The organism is Streptomyces sp. NPDC094034 (assembly GCF_040303865.1).
Lineage (GTDB): Bacteria > Actinomycetota > Actinomycetes > Streptomycetales > Streptomycetaceae > Streptomyces.
In genome coordinates, this window is the sequence record NZ_JBEOUD010000001.1 from 143,059 (window position 1) to 159,022 (window position 15,964).

The window sequence follows — 15,964 nt, forward strand, 5'->3', positions numbered from 1 at the left end:
TGACGTCAGGACCGATTCCCCGGTATGACGCCGGATCGTGCGGTGCTGCCTAGGCTGAACAGGTCATGAGTACCCCACCGTCGCCGCCTCCGCGGCCGTCCGCCCCGCCCCGGCCCTCATCGCCTCCCCGGCCGTCGTCGCCGTCCTCGCCACCGCGCACCGCGCCGTGGCGTGACGCGGCGCGCGCGCTCTTCGGCGCGCTGCGCACACCGGCGCTTTCCACCGAACCGCTGTTCGCGTGGGCGCCCAAGCGATGGCAGCGGTTCGCGCCGTATGTGGTGCTCTTCGGCTTCGCCGTGTCCCTGCTGCCGACCACCACCACGGTCCTCGTACAGGACTACCGACTGGGCGGCGGCTGGTCGGGGGCGCTGGCCACCGCGCAGGCCGCTCCCCTGCTGCTCGCCGTGAGCCGGCCGCTCCAGGCCTGGTGGATCATCTTCACCGCCGATGTCGTGGGCGCGATCCTGCTTCAGGGCGCGGACGGTGTCGCGGGCCGGGCCTGGCCGTGGACCCCCATGGTGATCGTCGGCTATCTGGTGCTGATGATCTGTCTGGGGCTGCGCGAATCGCGCCGTACCCTGCTCGCGGTGTGGCTGGCGACCGGTGCGGCCGGGTTCTTCTTCGAGCTGGTCTCGCAGGACCGCAGCGACGGCACCCATCTGCTGCTGTTCGTCCTGAGCGGTGCCTTCCTCGTCGTGACGGCGGCGCTGCGCGAACGGCGCGACGCCCAGCGCAGACTGGTGGAGCAGGAGACCATCAGCGAGGCCGAGCGCGCCCGGCGCACGCTGCTGGAGGAGCGCGCCCGCATCGCGCGGGAGCTGCACGATGTGGTGGCGCACCATATGTCGGTGATCACGGTCCAGGCGGACTCGGCGCCGTACCGGATCGACGGTCTGCCGGACTCCGCGCGCGAGGAGTTCTCCACCATCGCGGCGAGCGCGCGCGAGTCCCTGACGGAGATGCGGCGGCTGCTCACGGTGCTCCGCAGCGACGGTACGGAGAGCGAGCGCACCCCGCAGCCGGGACTCGACCGGGTGCAGCAGCTGGTGGAGGCGACGGTACGGGCGGGGGTGCCCGCCGAGGTGTCGCTCCCCGCCGAGCTGGGGCCCGTGCCGCCTGCCGTGGATCTCTCCGCGTACCGGATCGTGCAGGAGGCGCTGGCCAATGTGGTGCGGCACGCGTCCGGCGCGCCGACCCGGGTCTCGGTGGTCTCCGACGGCGACTGGCTGACCGTCCTGATCGTCAACGGCCCGGGCACCGAGCGCACTTCACCGCTGGAGAGCAGCGGTACGGGCCACGGCCTGATCGGTATGCGTGAGCGCGTACGGCTGACCGGCGGGACCCTCGACACCGGACCGCTGCCGGACGGTGGCTTCCGGGTCGCCGCGCGGCTCCCGCTGACGGACGCGGACGCCCCATCTGCCTCATCGGTCGCCTCGACCCCGTCCGCTGCGTCGACCCCGTCCGGTCCCTCGGCCCCGTCCGGTCCGTCCGGCTCTGGCTCTGGCTCTGGCTCTGGCTCTGGCTCAACAGACTCCAACGATTCCACCGACGTCACCGGCCCGGCCGGTCCGGCCCGTAAGGACGCTCCTTGACCATCCGCGTGATCATCGTCGACGACCAGGCCATGGTGCGCGCGGGGTTCGCCGCTCTGCTGTCGGCGCAAGCAGATATCGATGTGGTGGGTGAGGCGCCCGACGGCCGCCAAGGCATCGAGGTGAGCCGCTCCGTCCATCCGGACGTGGTCCTGATGGACGTCCGGATGCCGGAGATGGACGGACTCGCCGCCGCCCGCGAGCTGTTGAACCCGCCGGTGGCCGTGGTGCATCTGCCGAAGGTGCTGATGCTGACCACCTTCGACGTCGACGACTATGTCTACGAGGCGCTGCGCGCCGGGGCGTCGGGCTTCCTGCTCAAGGACGCGCCCCCGGCCGATCTCATCGCGGCCGTACGGATCGTCGCGTCCGGTGAGGCGCTTCTCGCGCCGTCCGTGACCCGGCGGCTGATCGCGGACTTCGCCCAGCAGCGCCCCGCCCGTGGCCGCAAGGACCACTCGCTGCGGCTGCGCGGCCTCACGCCCCGGGAGACCGAGGTGCTCGAACTGATCGCCCGGGGGCTGTCCAACCAGGAGATCGCCGATCGTCTCGTGGTCGCCGAGCAGACGGTGAAGACCCATATCGGCCGTGTTCTGTCCAAGCTCTCACTGCGCGACCGCGCGCAAGCGGTGATCTTCGCGTACGAGTCCGGCCTGGTCGCCCCGGGCGACGCGTCCGCCTGAGCCGACCGGACGCCCTCCCCCAGGCCCCTCGTCCAGCGCTGCCGCGCACCGGCACGGACCGGTACCCCCACTACCCCCACTACCCCGGTATGACTCGGCAGTTGGCTCCCCGGTGTGACGTCCGGCCCGGCACCCTCTTCCTACCTTCCTCCTCGCCATCACATGGACGAGCGGGAAGAAGGAGACGGGAATGCGCCGCTTCGGGAGGGCCCTGGTCGCCGCCGCACTGGCGACGACCATGGTCGGGGGAACAGCGGGCTGGGCCTCCGGCACCAGTCAACGGGCGGTCACGGGACCGCCGGTGGGAAGCGCCGCCTGGCGCGCCGACGACTCGCTCGGCCGGGCACTGCCCGACCCGGCGAGCGCCACGCCCGGCGAGGTGGCCCGGTTCTTCGCCACACTGACACCCAGTCAGATCGAGCGGCTGGTCCGCCGCCATCCACTGGTCGTCGGCAATCTCGACGGCGCGCCGATCGGACTGCGGTACGAGGCCAACTCCCGTGCGGTACGGGCCGAGCACAACCCCCGGTACACGCGCCTCGCCGAGCCCGGCCGGCAGATCCTCGCCTTCGACCCGCGCGGCCGGGGCCAGGTCGTCGAGGTGTACGGGGATCTGGCGAGCGCACGCCATGTGTCCGTCGTCGTACCGGGCGCGGACATCGACGCGGCGACCTTCGACCGCGTGAAGGATCCGTACGGCACGCCCGCCGGCATGGCCGGGGCGCTGCGGGCCGCGACGGACGGCCGTACCGCCGTGATCGCCTGGGTCGGTTACACCACCCCTGCCGGGATCGGTCTCGATGTGGCCACCGGTGATCTCGCCGAGGCGGGGGCCGGACGGCTCGCCCGGTTCACGCGGGGGCTCACGGCTGCCGGGGTCGGCGAACCGGCGCTGTTCTGCCACAGCTACGGAGCCGTGGTGTGCGGACTCGCCGCCTCCGAGGTCAACGCCACCGACATCGTGGTGCTCGGCGCCCCTGGAATGCGGGCGGGACACCGGGCGGACCTCCATACCGACGCCCGGGTCTGGGCCGCCAAGGATCCCTCCGACTGGATCTCCAAGATCCCCCATGTCGAGATCGCGGGCCTGGGTCATGGCCAGGACCCGACCGCCCCGTCCTTCGGCGCCCGCCGGGTGCCCGCCGAACTGGCCGAGGGCCACGCCGGCTACTTCGTCCCCGGTACGGACTCGCTGCGCGCCTTCGCCGCCATCGCGCAGGGCCGGATCACCGAGCGGGACATCACGCGGGAGGACACCGCGCAGGAGGACATCACCCAGGGAGAGGGCCGATGACGACGCTCACGACCACGATCGAGAAGATCGAGGCACGGACCCCCGCCCACCGCGACCGCGCGATCGACGGGCTGCGCGCCCTCGCGCTGCTCGCCGTACCCACCGGGCACTGGCTGCTCGGCGGTTTCACCCTGGACTCCGACGGGGCGCTGCACAACGCCAGCCCGCTCGCCGCCTTCGGCGGCTTCGCGCCGGTGAGCTGGGTGCTCCAGATGCTGGGCATCTTCTTCCTGGTCGGCGGATACGCCTCCGTACTCTCGTACCGCAGACGGAAGTCGACCACCGCCGCCTGGCTCCGGCAGCGCGTGGTGCGGCTCGGCAGGCCCGTCCTCGGGGTGACGGCCGTCTGGGCGGCGGCGATGCCGCCGCTGTACCTGCTCGGCGTGCCCGAAACCACGCTGCGCACGGCATCGACGCTGGTGATCCAGCCCCTGTGGTTCGTCGGGGTCTATACGGTGGTCACCGCGCTGACCCCGTACTGTGTGCGCGCCGCACGGGGACTGGGCGGCTGGGCCGCCGCTCCCCTGCTGGCGTCGGTCGCCGTCGTGGACTTCCTGCGCTATGGCCCCTACGCGGACACCATGCCGTCCTGGCTCAGCATGGTGAACATCCTGCCCGGCTGGCTCTTCGCCTATCAGCTCGGCGTCTCCTGGGGCGAGGGCCGGATCGGCCGGCGCGGGGCGCGTGTCCTGCTCATCGGCGGCACGCTGCTCTTCGCCGCGCTGCTGATCGTCTTCCACTACCCGGCGTCGATGGTCGGCGTGCCCGGCGAGACCCGTACCAACTCGCATCCGCCGTCCCTGCTGGTGCTCGCCCTCGCCGCCGCGCAGAGCGGTGCGGCGATCCTGCTGCGCGACCGGATCGGGCGGCTGCTGAGCAGGCCTGCGCTGTGGGCGCCGGTCGTCGTGATCAATCTGTGCGCGATGACGATCCTGTGCTGGCACCAGACGGCGATGCTCGCCACTGCCGTGCCCGCGTCCTTCCTCGGGCCGGTGGCCGGTCTGACCACCTCACCCGACTCCCTGGGCTGGATCGTGGTGCGGCTGACCTGGATGCCGCTCTTCGCGACGCTGCTCGTCCTCATCGGGTGGTACGCACGCCGCTTCGACGCTCCGTGGAAGACCGGGACGCGCGCGTCGAAGGCCCGCCGCGCGGCGGCGGGGCTGCTGGCGGCGGGCTTCGCGGTCTTCGCCCTGGGGCTGGCGTGAGCGCCACGCCCGGGGCGGGGGGCGCCACCCCCGGGCGGGGGCCGAGCCACGTCGCGGGGTTCAGACCCTGTCCGGCGCCTTGCGGGCGCCCGCGTAGAAGCTGATCTTGTGGTCGAGTACCGCGACCGTGTCCTGTAGCTCGGCGATCCGCTGATGGACATCTGTGCGTGTCCGCTCCAGCAGCTGCTGCCGCTCCTCGAACGTGTCCTCACCCATCCTGATCAGCTCCGCGTACCGGACCATGTCCGCCACGGGCATGCCGGTGAGCCGCAGCTTCCCCACGAAGGCGAGCCAGTCCAGGTCCTGGTTGCTGAAGCGGCGCTGGCCGGTGTGCGACCGGTCCACATGCGGCATGAGGCCGATCCGCTCGTACCAGCGCAGGGTGTGCGCCGAGAGTCCGGTGAAGGCGGCGACCTCGCTGATCGTGTAGCGCGCCGAGCCGTCGGGCCGCGGATAGGGGCGCGGCCCGGCCGAGCAGTCGTCCACGCGGGCCGTCCGTACGGGGGTGCTCTCCGTCAGCGTCATGTCCTCAACGCTAGATCCTTGGAGTGCGCTCTAAGCAAGCGGAAATGTCGGCGAGTTTCCCACCGCCGCGGATACGCCCCCCGTACCCCCACCCCTTCGACGCGACTGACGCTCTCGCTAACCTCGTAGTCATGCGGAGCCTGGGGATGATCGAGAACTGGCCGGTGCCGAACGCGGCGGCGGCCGTCGTCCGTGCGGACGGCAGCGTCGTCGGGTCGTACGGTCCCACGACGCGGCGCTTTCCGCTCGCCTCCGTGACCAAGCCGCTGGCCGCGTACGCGGCGCTGGTGGCGTACGAGGAGGGGGCGGTCGAGCTGGACGAGCCGGCCGGTCCTGAGGGGTCCACCGTCCGTCATCTGCTCGCGCACACCAGCGGTCTGGCCTTCGACGAGCACCGCGTGGCCAACGCGCCCGGCACTCGTCGGCTGTACTCCAACGCGGGCTTCGAGGTGCTCGGCGACCATATCGCCAAGGCCACCGGGATCGCGTTCCCCGACTATCTGCGCGAGGCCGTGTTCGAGCCGCTCGGCATGGCCGAGACCTCGCTGCCCGAGGGCGGGTCACCGGCCAGGGACGGGATCTCGACCGTCGACGATCTGACGCGGTTCGCCGCCGAACTCCAGGCACCCCGGCTGCTGGACGCGCGCACCGTTCTGGAGGCGATGACGGTCGTCCATCCCGGGCTGTCCGGCGTACTGCCCGGCTACGGCTTCCAGAAGAACAACGACTGGGGTCTCGGCCTGGAGATCCGGGACGCCAAGTCCCCGCACTGGACGGGCGCCTCGTCCTCGCCGCGCACCTTCGGGCATTTCGGGCAATCCGGTACGTTCCTGTGGGTCGACCCGGACGCGGGGGCGGCCTGTGTGGCGCTGGCCGACCGGGACTTCGGGCCGTGGGCGGTCGCGGCCTGGCCGCCGTTCACCGACGCGGTCCTCGCGGAGCTGTCGGCCTGAGGTCTCGGTCCGGACTCCCGCTCCGGACTCCCGGTCCAGCCCCCGCCCGGGCTCTCAGCTCGACATCTCCCAGAGCAGTACTTCCGCCGCCGGGCCCGCCGTCAGTTCGAGCCCTTCCGCGCCGGTGATCCGCGCCGAGTCGCCGGGCCCCAGCGTGGGTCCCGCCGCCCCGTCGATCCGTACCCCGCCACGCACCACATGGACATACACGTACGGCGCGTCGGGCACGGCGGAGCGCTCGCCCTCCCGCAGCCGCCGTACGTGCAGCATGGCCCCGGCCCCCGGCAGGGCGTACGGCGTGGAGTCGGCGATGCCCCGCACCACGTCGTAGGCGGGCTCACCGCCCGGCTCCAGCGGCGCGAGCCACATCTGTACGAAGACCAGTGGCCGGTCGCCGTCATTGCGCTCCACATGCCGCACCCCGCCGGCCGAACTCAGCCGCTGGACGTCCCCCGGCCCCACGACGGTGGCATGGCCGGCCGAGTCGCGGTGTGTCAGCTCACCCTCGACGACCCAGGTGACGATCTCCGTATGACTGTGCGGGTGCTCGTCGAACCCGGCGCCGGGCGCGAGGCGCTCCTCGTTGCAGGCGAGGACGGCGCCGAAGCGCAGATTGTCCGGATCATAGAAGCGCCCGAAGGAGAAGGCGTGCAGGGACTCGATACCCGCCGAGGGGTCGCCGCCGACATGACGCTGCGCTGCGTACCGTACGAGAATCACAGCCTCACGGTAGGCGCTGCGGCGGGTACGGCACGAGACGGCCGCCGACCCCGCCCCCGCAGGCGGTGGCCCCGATAAGGCACTCTTGACCTCGTGGCTGAACCCTCGAACGAACCCCATCCGCACCCCGCGACGCTGCGGCGACTGGAGCAGTCCTCAGGACGGCTCGCCGCGAACGCCATCGCCCGCATGGACGAGACGCTGCCGTGGTACCGCGCGATGCCGCCGGAGAACCGTTCCTGGATCGGGCTGGTCGCCCAGGCCGGTATCGCCGCGTTCACCGAGTGGTTCCGTCACCCCGAGACCCCACAGGCCATCTCCACCGATGTCTTCGGCACGGCCCCGCGCGAGCTGACGCGGGCGATCACCCTGCGCCAGACCGTCGAGATGGTCCGGACCACGATCGAGGTCATGGAGAGCGCGATCGAGGAGGTCGCGGCCCCGGGCGGCGAGTCCGCGCTGCGCGAGGCGCTGCTGGTCTACGCGCGGGAGATCGCCTTCGCGACGGCGCAGGTATATGCGCAGGCCGCGGAGGCACGCGGCGCGTGGGACGCGCGGCTGGAGTCGCTCGTGGTGAACGCCGTGCTCTCCGGGGAGGCCGACGAGGGCGCCGTCTCCCGGGCGGCGGCCCTCGGCTGGAACTCCCCCGAGCATGTCTGTGTCCTGCTCGGCACCGCTCCGGACGGCGACAGCGAACTGACCGTGGAGGCGATCCGCCGGGCGGCCCGGCACGCGAAGCTTCAGGTCCTCACCGGGGTGCTCGGCGACCGGCTCGTGGTGATCGCGGGCGGCAGCGACAACCCGCTCCAGGTCGCCAAGGCGCTCATCGGCCCCTACGCGGCGGGCCCTGTGGTGGCGGGTCCTGTGGTGCCCGATCTGCTGGCCGCCACGAAGTCCGCGCAGGCCGCGGCGGCCGGCCTCAAGGCGTGTTTCGCCTGGCAGGACGCACCGCGCCCGGTGCTCGCGGACGATCTGCTGCCGGAGCGCGCGATCGCCTCCGACCCGGCCGCGCGTGAGCAACTGGTGGAGGAGATCTACAGACCGCTTGAGGAAGCGGGGTCCGCGCTGCTGGAGACTCTGAGTGTCTATCTGGAACAGGCGAGCAGTCTTGAGGGCGCGGCGCGGATGCTGTTCGTGCACCCCAACACCGTGCGCTACCGGCTGCGACGTGTGACTGACGTCACCGGATGGTCACCCTCCGACGTGAGGTCCGCGTTCACGCTGCGGATTGCCCTGATCCTCGGGCGCTTGGCCGACGGGGATCCCGGGACCTAAACTTTTGTCGTACTCCAACAATTACCCCAGCGGTTCTTCGTTCCCCTCCCCACGGGCGGTGAAGACCCTTCGCAAGAGAGAGTGTGAGGGTGCTCGTACTCGTCGCTCCCGGCCAAGGCGCTCAGACGCCCGGCTTCCTGACTCCCTGGCTCGAACTGCCCGGCGCCGAAGACCGGCTGCGGGCCTGGTCGGCCGCCATCGATCTGGACCTGGTCCACTACGGCACGGACGCCGACGCGGACGAGATCAGGGACACCGCCGTGGCCCAGCCGCTGCTGGTCGCCGCCGCCCTGCTCTCCGCCCGCCAGCTCTTCCCCACCACCGAGGACGTGGCGCGCGATGTCGGTGTCACGGCCGGCCACAGCGTCGGTGAACTGGCCGCCACGGCGCTGGCCGGTGTGGTCCCCGACGAGGTCGCCCTGACGCTCGTACGCGCCCGGGGCCAGGCGATGGCCGAGGCCGCCGCCATCACGGAGACAGGGATGTCGGCGCTGCTCGGCGGCGAACCGGACACCACCCTCGCGCATCTGGAGAAGCTCGGTCTGACCCCCGCCAATGTGAACGGCGCGGGACAGATCGTCGCGGCCGGTACACGTGAGCAACTGGCCGCGCTGGAGGCCGACAAGCCCGAGGGCGTACGGCGCGTGGTGGCGCTCAAGGTCGCCGGCGCGTTCCACACGCACCACATGGCACCCGCGGTCGAGAAGCTCGACACGGCCGCGCGTTCCGTCTCCGTCGCCGACCCGGTCGTACCGTACGTCTCGAACCGCGACGGACTGACCGTCGCGACCGGCTCCGGAATCGTGACCCGCCTGGTCGGCCAGGTCGCCAACCCGGTCCGCTGGGACCTGTGCATGGAGACCTTCAAGGAGCGGGGCGTGACCGCGCTGATCGAGCTGTGCCCGGGCGGCACCCTGACGGGGATCGCCAAGCGCGCCCTGCCCGGTGTGCGGACCCTGGCGCTGAAGAAACCAGATGACCTCGACGCGGCCCGGGCGCTGATCGCCGAGCACTCCTCCACTGCTGAATAGGAGTCAGAGAGCATGTCGAAGATCAAGCCCAGCAAGGGCGCCCCGCACGCACGCATCATGGGCGTGGGCGGCTACCGCCCGACCCGGGTCGTGCCCAACGAGGTGATCCTCGAAACGATCGACTCGTCCGACGAGTGGATCCGCTCCCGCTCCGGCATCGCGACCCGCCACTGGGCCTCCCCGGAGGAGACGGTGGCCGCGATGTCCATCGAGGCGTCCGGCAAGGCCATCGCGGACGCCGGGATCACGCCGGAGCAGATCGACGGTGTGATCGTCGCCACCGTCTCGCACTTCAAGCAGACCCCGGCCGTCGCGACCGAGATCGCGGACAGGATCGGCGCGGGCAAGCCCGCCGCGTTCGACGTCTCCGCGGGCTGCGCCGGCTTCGGTTACGGCCTGACCCTCGCCAAGGGCATGGTCGTCGAGGGCTCGGCAGAGCACGTACTTGTCATCGGTGTGGAGCGGCTCTCGGACCTGACCGATCTGGAGGACCGCGCGACGGCCTTCCTGTTCGGCGACGGCGCGGGCGCCGTGGTCGTCGGACCCGCCAAGGAGCCGATGATCGGCCCCACCATCTGGGGCTCCGAGGGCGACAAGTCCGACACCATCAAGCAGACCGTGCCGTGGGACGTCTACCGCGACGGAACGGTGGAGAAGTTTCCGGCCATCACCCAGGAGGGCCAGGCGGTCTTCCGCTGGGCCGTCTTCGAGATGGCGAAGGTCGCCCAGCAGGCGCTGGACGCCGCCGGAATCAGCCCCGCGGACCTGGACGTCTTCATTCCGCACCAGGCCAACATGCGGATCATCGACTCGATGGTGAAGACTCTGAAGCTGCCGGAAAGCGTGACGGTCGCCCGTGACGTGGAAACCACCGGCAACACCTCGGCCGCCTCGATCCCGCTCGCGATGGAGCGGCTTCTGGCGACCGGACAGGCGAAGAGTGGCGACACCGCGCTCGTCATCGGCTTCGGGGCGGGTCTTGTCTACGCCGCGACGGTCGTTACCCTCCCCTAGGCACACCGGATCTTTCCGGACCGTGTTCCTGTATATCCCTCTGCTCAACATCGAAGGAGCGCCAACATGGCCGCCACCCAGGAAGAGATCGTCAACGGTCTCGCCGAGATCGTTAATGAGATCGCCGGTATCCCGGTCGAGGACGTCCAGCTGGACAAGTCCTTCACCGACGATCTGGATGTCGACTCGCTGTCCATGGTCGAGGTCGTCGTCGCCGCCGAAGAGCGCTTCGACGTGAAGATCCCGGACGACGACGTCAAGAACCTCAAGACGGTCGGCGACGCCGCCGACTACATCGCGAAGCACCAGGCCGCCTGACCGCCTGACCACTCGCGCTGACCCATCGCGCGGCATCCGCCACCCGGTGGTGGCGCCGTAAAAATTCAGCACCCTCTACACGTGGAGAAAGAATTCCAGTGAACTCGACCAATCGCACCGTGGTCGTCACCGGTATCGGCGCAACCACACCACTGGGTGGCGACAGCGCGACAACCTGGGAAGGTCTGCTCGCGGGCCGCTCCGGGGTACGTCCGCTCGAAGGCGAGATCTTCGCCAACCTGCCGGTCCGTATCGCCGCGGTCGCCGCGGTCGACCCGGGCGATGTTCTGCCCCGTCCGCTCGCCCGCAAACTCGACCGCTCGGCGCAGTTCGCGCTGATCGCGGCCAGGGAAGCCTGGGCGGACGCGGGTTACACCGCCAGGGCCGGCGAGGACCCCTCGGTCGACGCCGACCGGCTCGGTACCGTGATCGCCTCCGGCATCGGCGGCGTGACCACCCTGCTCGACCAGTACGACGTGCTCAAGGAGCGGGGCGAACGCCGTGTCTCCCCGCACACCGTGCCGATGCTGATGCCCAACAGCCCCTCCGCCAACGTCAGTCTGGAGGTGGGCGCCCGCGCGGGTGTGCACACCCCGGTCTCCGCCTGCGCGTCGGGCGCCGAGGCCGTCGGCTACGCGGTGGAGATGATCCGTACCGGCCGCGCCGACGTGGTCGTCGCCGGTGGTACGGAAGCGGCCGTACACCCGCTGCCCATCGCGGCGTTCGCCAACATGATGGCGATGTCCAAGAACAACGACGAGCCCACCAAGGCCTCCCGCCCGTACGACAAGGGCCGCGACGGCTTCGTCCTCGGTGAGGGCGCGGGCGTCATCGTCCTGGAGTCGGCCGAGCACGCGGCCAACCGCGGCGCGCGGGTCTACTGCGAGGTGCTGGGCCAGGGCCTGTCCTCGGACGCCCACCACATCGCCCAGCCCGAGCCCACCGGCCGCGGTATCGCCAGGGCCATGGAGAACCTGCTCGACCAGACGGATCTCAAGCCGGCCGAGGTCATGCACCTCAACGCGCACGCCACGTCGACGCCGCAGGGCGATGTCGCCGAGATCAAGGCGCTGCGCCGGGTGCTCGGCGACGATCTGGACCATGTCGCGGTCTCCGCGACGAAGTCGATGACGGGCCATCTGCTGGGTGGCGCGGGCGGTATCGAGACCGTGGCGACCGTCCTCGCGCTCTACCACCGCAAGGCCCCGCCGACGATCAATGTCGATGATCTGGACGAGGAGGTCGTCGCGGACATCGTCGTCGACGGCCCCCGTGATCTGCCCAGCGGCACGATCGCGGCGATCAACAACTCGTTCGGTTTCGGCGGCCACAACGTGGTCCTGGCGCTGCGTACGGTCTGACCGCGCGCGGTTCCCGGCGAACCTTCGCGAAGACGCCCGGCCCGGGGTTCCGGGCCGGGCGTCTCCGTTTTCCGCGCGGCGCCTGACGGGCACCGGGGCTTGTCCGGACAGACCCTAAGTCCCCTGCTGCGACACGTACCGGAGCGCGCCGTCGGTGCCGCGGACGAAGACGGAGATCCGGCCGTCGGCCTGGCGCGCCGGGACCGGGGCGCCCGTGAACGCGCCGTTCAGGGAGGTGAAGTCGGTGAACTGGTCGCTGTTGACGGTCTTCTGCTCGGCGGTCCACAGCGCGCGGTCGGGGCCGGCCGCGAAGATCCGAAGACGTCCGTCGAGCGGCGAGCGGAACGGATACGGAGCGCCCACCGGGCCGCCCTTGAGCGACCCCTCCGGGTTCCACGCGGCGTAGTCCCCCTGCCGGCCCAGGAAGCAGCCCGCTCCGTCCCGGCCCCGCCAGAAGACCCGGATACGGCCATCCGCGTCGAGCGCGGCCTTCGGGTCGTGAACGGCGGGGGTCCTGGCGAGCCGTTCGAAGGGGATCCAGTCCCCGGGAGTGTCGGGGATCCGCTGCTCCGAGATCCACACCTCGTCGTCGCCGCCGCGGACGAACACCGCCACCCGGCCGTCGGCCGCCAGAACCGGGCACGGGACACCCTTGGCGGCTCCGCCGATCGTGGCGGCGGGGGACCAGACGGCGTACGCCACCGAGGTGTGGCTGACCGACCGGACCGTGTGGTCCGGGCCCCGGTAGAACACCGAGATCCGGCCGTCGGCGTTGAGGACCGCGGCCGGATCGCCCATGGCTGCGTCGGCCACCTGGACCGGAGCGCTGTCGAACTCACCGGCCGCACGACTCATCCGGGCGGCGAACAGTTCGTCGCCCGTCGTGCGCCAGAAGACCCGGATCAGCCGGTCACGGCCCAGGATCGCGGCGGGTACCCCGTTGATCCGGGTGCGGTCCCCTGGCAACTCCGTCCATGGGGACCAGCTCAGATCTCTGTTCTGCCGGATGAACACGAGAGCGTGACTCCGGCCCTCGGCGAGGGCGATCAGCCGGCCATCCGCGCGGGTGACCACGGCCGGATCGTTGACGAGGGTGCCTCCCAGCGACTGGAGGGCACCCCAGACCGTTCCGGGTGTGGTCACGCCGCTTCTCCCCCTGACACGAAGTCGCCTATACGAAGGGTCGCAGCCGGGCATGACGACACGCCCGGACCGGCCGGACGATCACCCCATCGTGGGAAGGGGGTTGGGCGGGAGGGGGGACCCGGCGGGGTCTCAGTCGTCGAAGCTGGCGAAGTACATCGCCGCCATGTCCTCGTCGCCGTGCCCCTGGGCCGCCGCCCGGCGGAACCGCTCGGCGGACGCCGCCGCCCCGTCCAGCCGTACGCCCACCGACGCCCCGGCGTCCACGATCAGCCGGGCGTCCTTGCCCGCCGTGACGACCGAGAAGCTCGGGGTGTAGTCGCCCTCCGTGATGACGGCGGCCTTGGCGTGGACATAGCCGCAGTCCATCGCGCCGCCGGAGATGGCCTCCAGGAAGTACCGCGGATCCACGCCCAGCCCCTTCGCCAGGGCCAGCGCCTCGCCCGTGCCGTTGGTGAGAGCGAGTACCCAGCTGTTGCAGACGAGCTTCAGCCGGCTGGCGGCGCCGGTGGAGCCGTCCTCGGCCAGCCAGACGGTACGGCTGCCGACCGCGTCGAGTACGGGCGCGAGCGGGGCGCGCGCCGCCTCGGGGCCCGCGGCCAGGATCAGGAGGTCGCCGCTCTCGGCGGGCGCCTTCGTGCCGAGCACGGGCGCGTCGACGAAGACGAGCCCGTGATGACGGGCCAGATCGGCGAGTGAGGAGACCGCCTCGACGCCGACGGTCGTCGTCTGGAGCCAGATGGCGCCGGGCCGCAGCCCCGGGCCGGCGGCCGTCATCGCCTCCACGACGGCGGGGCCGTCGTACACCATCGTGACGACGACATCCGCGTCGGCGACGGCCTCGGCGGGGGTGGCGAAGGCCCGCGCCCCGTCGGCGACCAGCGCCTCGGCCTTGGCGGGGGTGCGGTTCCAGACCCGGACGTCATGTCCGGCGCGGCAGAGATTACGAGCCATCGCGGCGCCCATGATGCCGGTGCCGAGGACAGCTACTGAAAGGTGATCAGCCATGGGGCCACGGTAGACGGGACGGCCCGTTAGCTCACACGACCTGGTGCAACCAGCGGACCGGGGCGCCCTCGCCCGCGTAGCGGAACGGTTCGAGCTCGTCGTCCCACGGCTTGCCGAGCAGCTTGGCGATCTCCGCCTCCAGCCGCGTCTCACCCTGCTGGGAGCGCGCGAGCGCGGCGCGCAGCCGGTCCTCGGGGATCAGGATGTCGCCGTGCATACCGGTGACGGCGTGGAAGATCCCCAGATCGGGCGTGGCGCTGTAGCGCTCGCCCTCGGCGGTGGCGCAGGGTTCCGCCGTGACCTCGAAGCGGAGCATCTGCCAGCCGCGCAGCGCGGAGGCGATCTTGGAGGCGGTGCCCGCCCGGCCCTTCCAGCAGACCTCGGCTCTCCAGGTGCCCGGCGAGGCCGGCTGCCGGATCCAGTCGAGCTGGACCCGCAGACCGAGCACTCCGGCCACCGCCCATTCGATGTGCGGGCACATCGCGCGTGGTGCGGAGTGAACGTACAGAACTCCACGTGTCGTCACCGGGACCTCCAGTGTGGGACGAGGTTCGCCTTTCCCAGCGGCCTCAGTAAACAGCATCGGGAGTGAAACTCCACAAAAGGGACAGCATGTGACGTGATGTAATTTACCGGAGCCAAGAGAACGGACGCCTCTGGTTCGACGTGGAAAAACTACCGTGCGGCGGGGTGCCCGCGGTGACGTACGGTCGGTCCCGGGGCCGATATGCGCGAAGCTTTCACTCGGCAGGACGCCCCCGGATGCCTGAAGACGCCAGACTTCTCAAAAGGATGCCAAGAGGACGCCAAGGGGAAGGACCCTGATGCGGAAGAGCCTTCGGAGCCGGAGCGGGAGCGGCGGTCGGAGCGGGGATCGCCGCCCGGCCCGGAAGGGGCACGGAGGGCGCCGGTCACGCGCCGGGACGGCCGCCGTGACCGCCGCGGCGCTGACCGTGACCGGCGTGCTGGCCGGCTGCACCGCCCTCGGCGGATCCCCGTCCGACACGGAGGTCGAGCGCACCGCCCCGTCCTCGCGCCCGCCCCTGTGGAACCGCGCCCCGGCCTCGGTGGCCGCGGTCGGCGACTCCATCACCCGCGGGTTCGACGCGTGTGTGGTGCTCGCGGACTGCCCGGAGGTGTCCTGGTCGACGGGTACGGACAGCAAGGTGCGCAGCCTCGCCCTGCGGCTGCTCGGCGCTCCGGCGGCGAAGGAGCGCAGTTGGAACCACGCCGCGACCGGCGCCAAGATGTCCGACCTGCCGGGCCAGCTGGCGCAGGCCGCGCAGAACAAGCCCGAGCTGGTCACGATCATGGTGGGCGCCAATGACGCCTGCCAGGACACGGCGAAGCAGATGACACCGGTCGCCGACTTCCGTAAGTCGTTCGAGGCGTCGATGCGTCAGTTGCGCGCGGGGGCGCCCAAGGCGCAGGTGTATGTGTCGAGCGTGCCGGATCTGAAGCGGCTCTGGTCGACGGGCCGGGGCAATCCGCTGGGCCGGCAGATCTGGAAGCTGGGCATCTGCGCCACGATGCTCGGGGACTCGCAGGACATGAGCAAGCGGGCACAGGACCGGCGGAACATGGTGTACGAGCGGGTCGTGGCGTACAACGACGTGCTGAAGGACGTGTGCGCGAAGGATCCGCGCTGCCGGTACGACGGCGGTGCGGTCTTCGACTTCCGGTTCACCGGCGATCAGTTGAGCCACTGGGACTGGTTCCATCCCAGCAAGGACGGACAGAGCATGCTGGCGGAGATCGCGTACCGCAATGTCACGGCCGTGAAGCCGCCCGCGTAGGGCCTCTCCGGTACTCCCCCGCGTAGGGTTTTCCCTCGTG

At 71.1% G+C, this 15,964-nt stretch carries 15 protein-coding genes and 1 pseudogene; 11 read left to right on the plus strand and 5 right to left on the minus strand.

Features of this window, described 5'->3' with window-relative positions:
- The first annotated feature begins 65 nt into the window (after positions 1 to 65).
- The 4 genes from ABTZ59_RS00665 to ABTZ59_RS00680 all read left to right on the plus strand — a co-directional run bounded on the left by ABTZ59_RS00665 (position 66) and on the right by ABTZ59_RS00680 (position 4,780).
- Positions 66 to 1,595, plus strand: a complete 1,530-nt coding sequence (locus ABTZ59_RS00665) for a sensor histidine kinase (protein ID WP_351387327.1) — start codon at positions 66 to 68, stop codon at positions 1,593 to 1,595.
- The gene (locus ABTZ59_RS00670; RefSeq protein WP_351387332.1) at positions 1,592 to 2,278 is read left to right on the plus strand and encodes a response regulator; all 687 of its coding nucleotides are present in this window, start codon (positions 1,592 to 1,594) and stop codon (positions 2,276 to 2,278) included. Before ABTZ59_RS00665 ends, ABTZ59_RS00670 begins: the two co-directional genes overlap by 4 nt.
- 190 nt (positions 2,279 to 2,468) lie before the next feature.
- Positions 2,469 to 3,572: an alpha/beta hydrolase gene (locus ABTZ59_RS00675; RefSeq protein ID WP_351387336.1), complete on the plus strand. Its 1,104-nt coding sequence runs from the start codon at positions 2,469 to 2,471 to the stop codon at positions 3,570 to 3,572.
- Positions 3,569 to 4,780 carry an acyltransferase family protein gene (locus ABTZ59_RS00680; protein WP_351387343.1) on the plus strand — a complete coding sequence of 404 codons (1,212 nt, stop codon included), beginning with the start codon at positions 3,569 to 3,571 and terminating at the stop codon, positions 4,778 to 4,780. The genes ABTZ59_RS00675 and ABTZ59_RS00680 overlap by 4 nt, the downstream gene beginning before the upstream one ends.
- A 60-nt stretch (positions 4,781 to 4,840) precedes the next feature.
- On the opposite strand, the gene ABTZ59_RS00685 is transcribed toward ABTZ59_RS00680, so the two are convergent.
- Entirely contained in the window at positions 4,841 to 5,305 is a 465-nt protein-coding gene (locus ABTZ59_RS00685) for a MerR family transcriptional regulator (RefSeq protein ID WP_351387347.1), read from the minus strand.
- A gap of 131 nt (positions 5,306 to 5,436) precedes the next feature.
- Between ABTZ59_RS00685 and ABTZ59_RS00690 the strand changes: the two genes are divergently transcribed.
- Positions 5,437 to 6,258, plus strand: a complete 822-nt coding sequence (locus tag ABTZ59_RS00690) for a serine hydrolase domain-containing protein (protein ID WP_351387350.1) — start codon at positions 5,437 to 5,439, stop codon at positions 6,256 to 6,258.
- Between the two features lie 54 nt (positions 6,259 to 6,312).
- On the opposite strand, the gene ABTZ59_RS00695 is transcribed toward ABTZ59_RS00690, so the two are convergent.
- A complete protein-coding gene (locus tag ABTZ59_RS00695) occupies positions 6,313 to 6,978 on the minus strand; it encodes a pirin family protein (RefSeq protein WP_351387358.1) in 666 nt (221 codons plus the stop codon).
- A gap of 93 nt (positions 6,979 to 7,071) precedes the next feature.
- Here ABTZ59_RS00695 and ABTZ59_RS00700 point away from each other — a divergent pair, with 93 nt between their 5' ends.
- From ABTZ59_RS00700 to fabF, 5 genes are all read left to right on the plus strand, one after another.
- A complete protein-coding gene (locus ABTZ59_RS00700) occupies positions 7,072 to 8,253 on the plus strand; it encodes a PucR family transcriptional regulator (protein WP_351387361.1) in 1,182 nt (393 codons plus the stop codon).
- A gap of 89 nt (positions 8,254 to 8,342) precedes the next feature.
- Positions 8,343 to 9,284, plus strand: a complete 942-nt coding sequence (locus ABTZ59_RS00705) for an ACP S-malonyltransferase (protein WP_351387364.1) — start codon at positions 8,343 to 8,345, stop codon at positions 9,282 to 9,284.
- Positions 9,285 to 9,296: 12 nt separating this feature from the next.
- Positions 9,297 to 10,298: a ketoacyl-ACP synthase III gene (locus ABTZ59_RS00710; RefSeq protein ID WP_351387367.1), complete on the plus strand. Its 1,002-nt coding sequence runs from the start codon at positions 9,297 to 9,299 to the stop codon at positions 10,296 to 10,298.
- Between the two features lie 66 nt (positions 10,299 to 10,364).
- Positions 10,365 to 10,616 (plus strand): acyl carrier protein, encoded by a 252-nt coding sequence (locus ABTZ59_RS00715; RefSeq protein ID WP_351387370.1) that lies wholly within the window; start codon positions 10,365 to 10,367, stop codon positions 10,614 to 10,616.
- A 98-nt stretch (positions 10,617 to 10,714) separates the two neighbouring features.
- Positions 10,715 to 11,977: a beta-ketoacyl-ACP synthase II gene (gene fabF / locus ABTZ59_RS00720; protein WP_351387373.1), complete on the plus strand. Its 1,263-nt coding sequence runs from the start codon at positions 10,715 to 10,717 to the stop codon at positions 11,975 to 11,977.
- A gap of 114 nt (positions 11,978 to 12,091) precedes the next feature.
- Here the strand turns inward: fabF and ABTZ59_RS00725 are convergent, their stop codons facing one another.
- The 3 genes and pseudogenes from ABTZ59_RS00725 to ABTZ59_RS00735 form a co-directional block, all read right to left on the minus strand.
- Entirely contained in the window at positions 12,092 to 13,120 is a 1,029-nt protein-coding gene (locus ABTZ59_RS00725) for a DUF8189 domain-containing protein (RefSeq protein WP_351387378.1), read from the minus strand.
- Between the two features lie 132 nt (positions 13,121 to 13,252).
- Positions 13,253 to 14,131, minus strand: a pseudogene (locus tag ABTZ59_RS00730) (NAD(P)-dependent oxidoreductase); the annotation flags it as partial.
- 28 nt (positions 14,132 to 14,159) lie between these two features.
- Entirely contained in the window at positions 14,160 to 14,654 is a 495-nt protein-coding gene (locus ABTZ59_RS00735) for a DUF3145 domain-containing protein (protein WP_249949220.1), read from the minus strand.
- Between the two features lie 406 nt (positions 14,655 to 15,060).
- On the opposite strand from ABTZ59_RS00735, the gene ABTZ59_RS00740 reads away from it, so the two are divergent.
- On the plus strand, positions 15,061 to 15,924 hold the full coding sequence (locus ABTZ59_RS00740) for an SGNH/GDSL hydrolase family protein (protein ID WP_351387386.1): 864 nt from the start codon (positions 15,061 to 15,063) through the stop codon (positions 15,922 to 15,924).
- Positions 15,925 to 15,964: the final 40 nt, after the last annotated feature.

Coding starts and splice junctions, on each gene's coding strand:
- ABTZ59_RS00710 (WP_351387367.1), top strand. CDS start 9,297: ATGTCGAAGATCAAGCCCAGCAAGGGCGCCCCGCACGCACGCATCATG.
- ABTZ59_RS00690 (WP_351387350.1), top strand. CDS start 5,437: ATGCGGAGCCTGGGGATGATCGAGAACTGGCCGGTGCCGAACGCGGCG.
- ABTZ59_RS00665 (WP_351387327.1), top strand. CDS start 66: ATGAGTACCCCACCGTCGCCGCCTCCGCGGCCGTCCGCCCCGCCCCGG.
- ABTZ59_RS00685 (WP_351387347.1), bottom strand. CDS start 5,305: ATGACGCTGACGGAGAGCACCCCCGTACGGACGGCCCGCGTGGACGAC.
- ABTZ59_RS00675 (WP_351387336.1), top strand. CDS start 2,469: ATGCGCCGCTTCGGGAGGGCCCTGGTCGCCGCCGCACTGGCGACGACC.
- ABTZ59_RS00680 (WP_351387343.1), top strand. CDS start 3,569: ATGACGACGCTCACGACCACGATCGAGAAGATCGAGGCACGGACCCCC.
- ABTZ59_RS00715 (WP_351387370.1), top strand. CDS start 10,365: ATGGCCGCCACCCAGGAAGAGATCGTCAACGGTCTCGCCGAGATCGTT.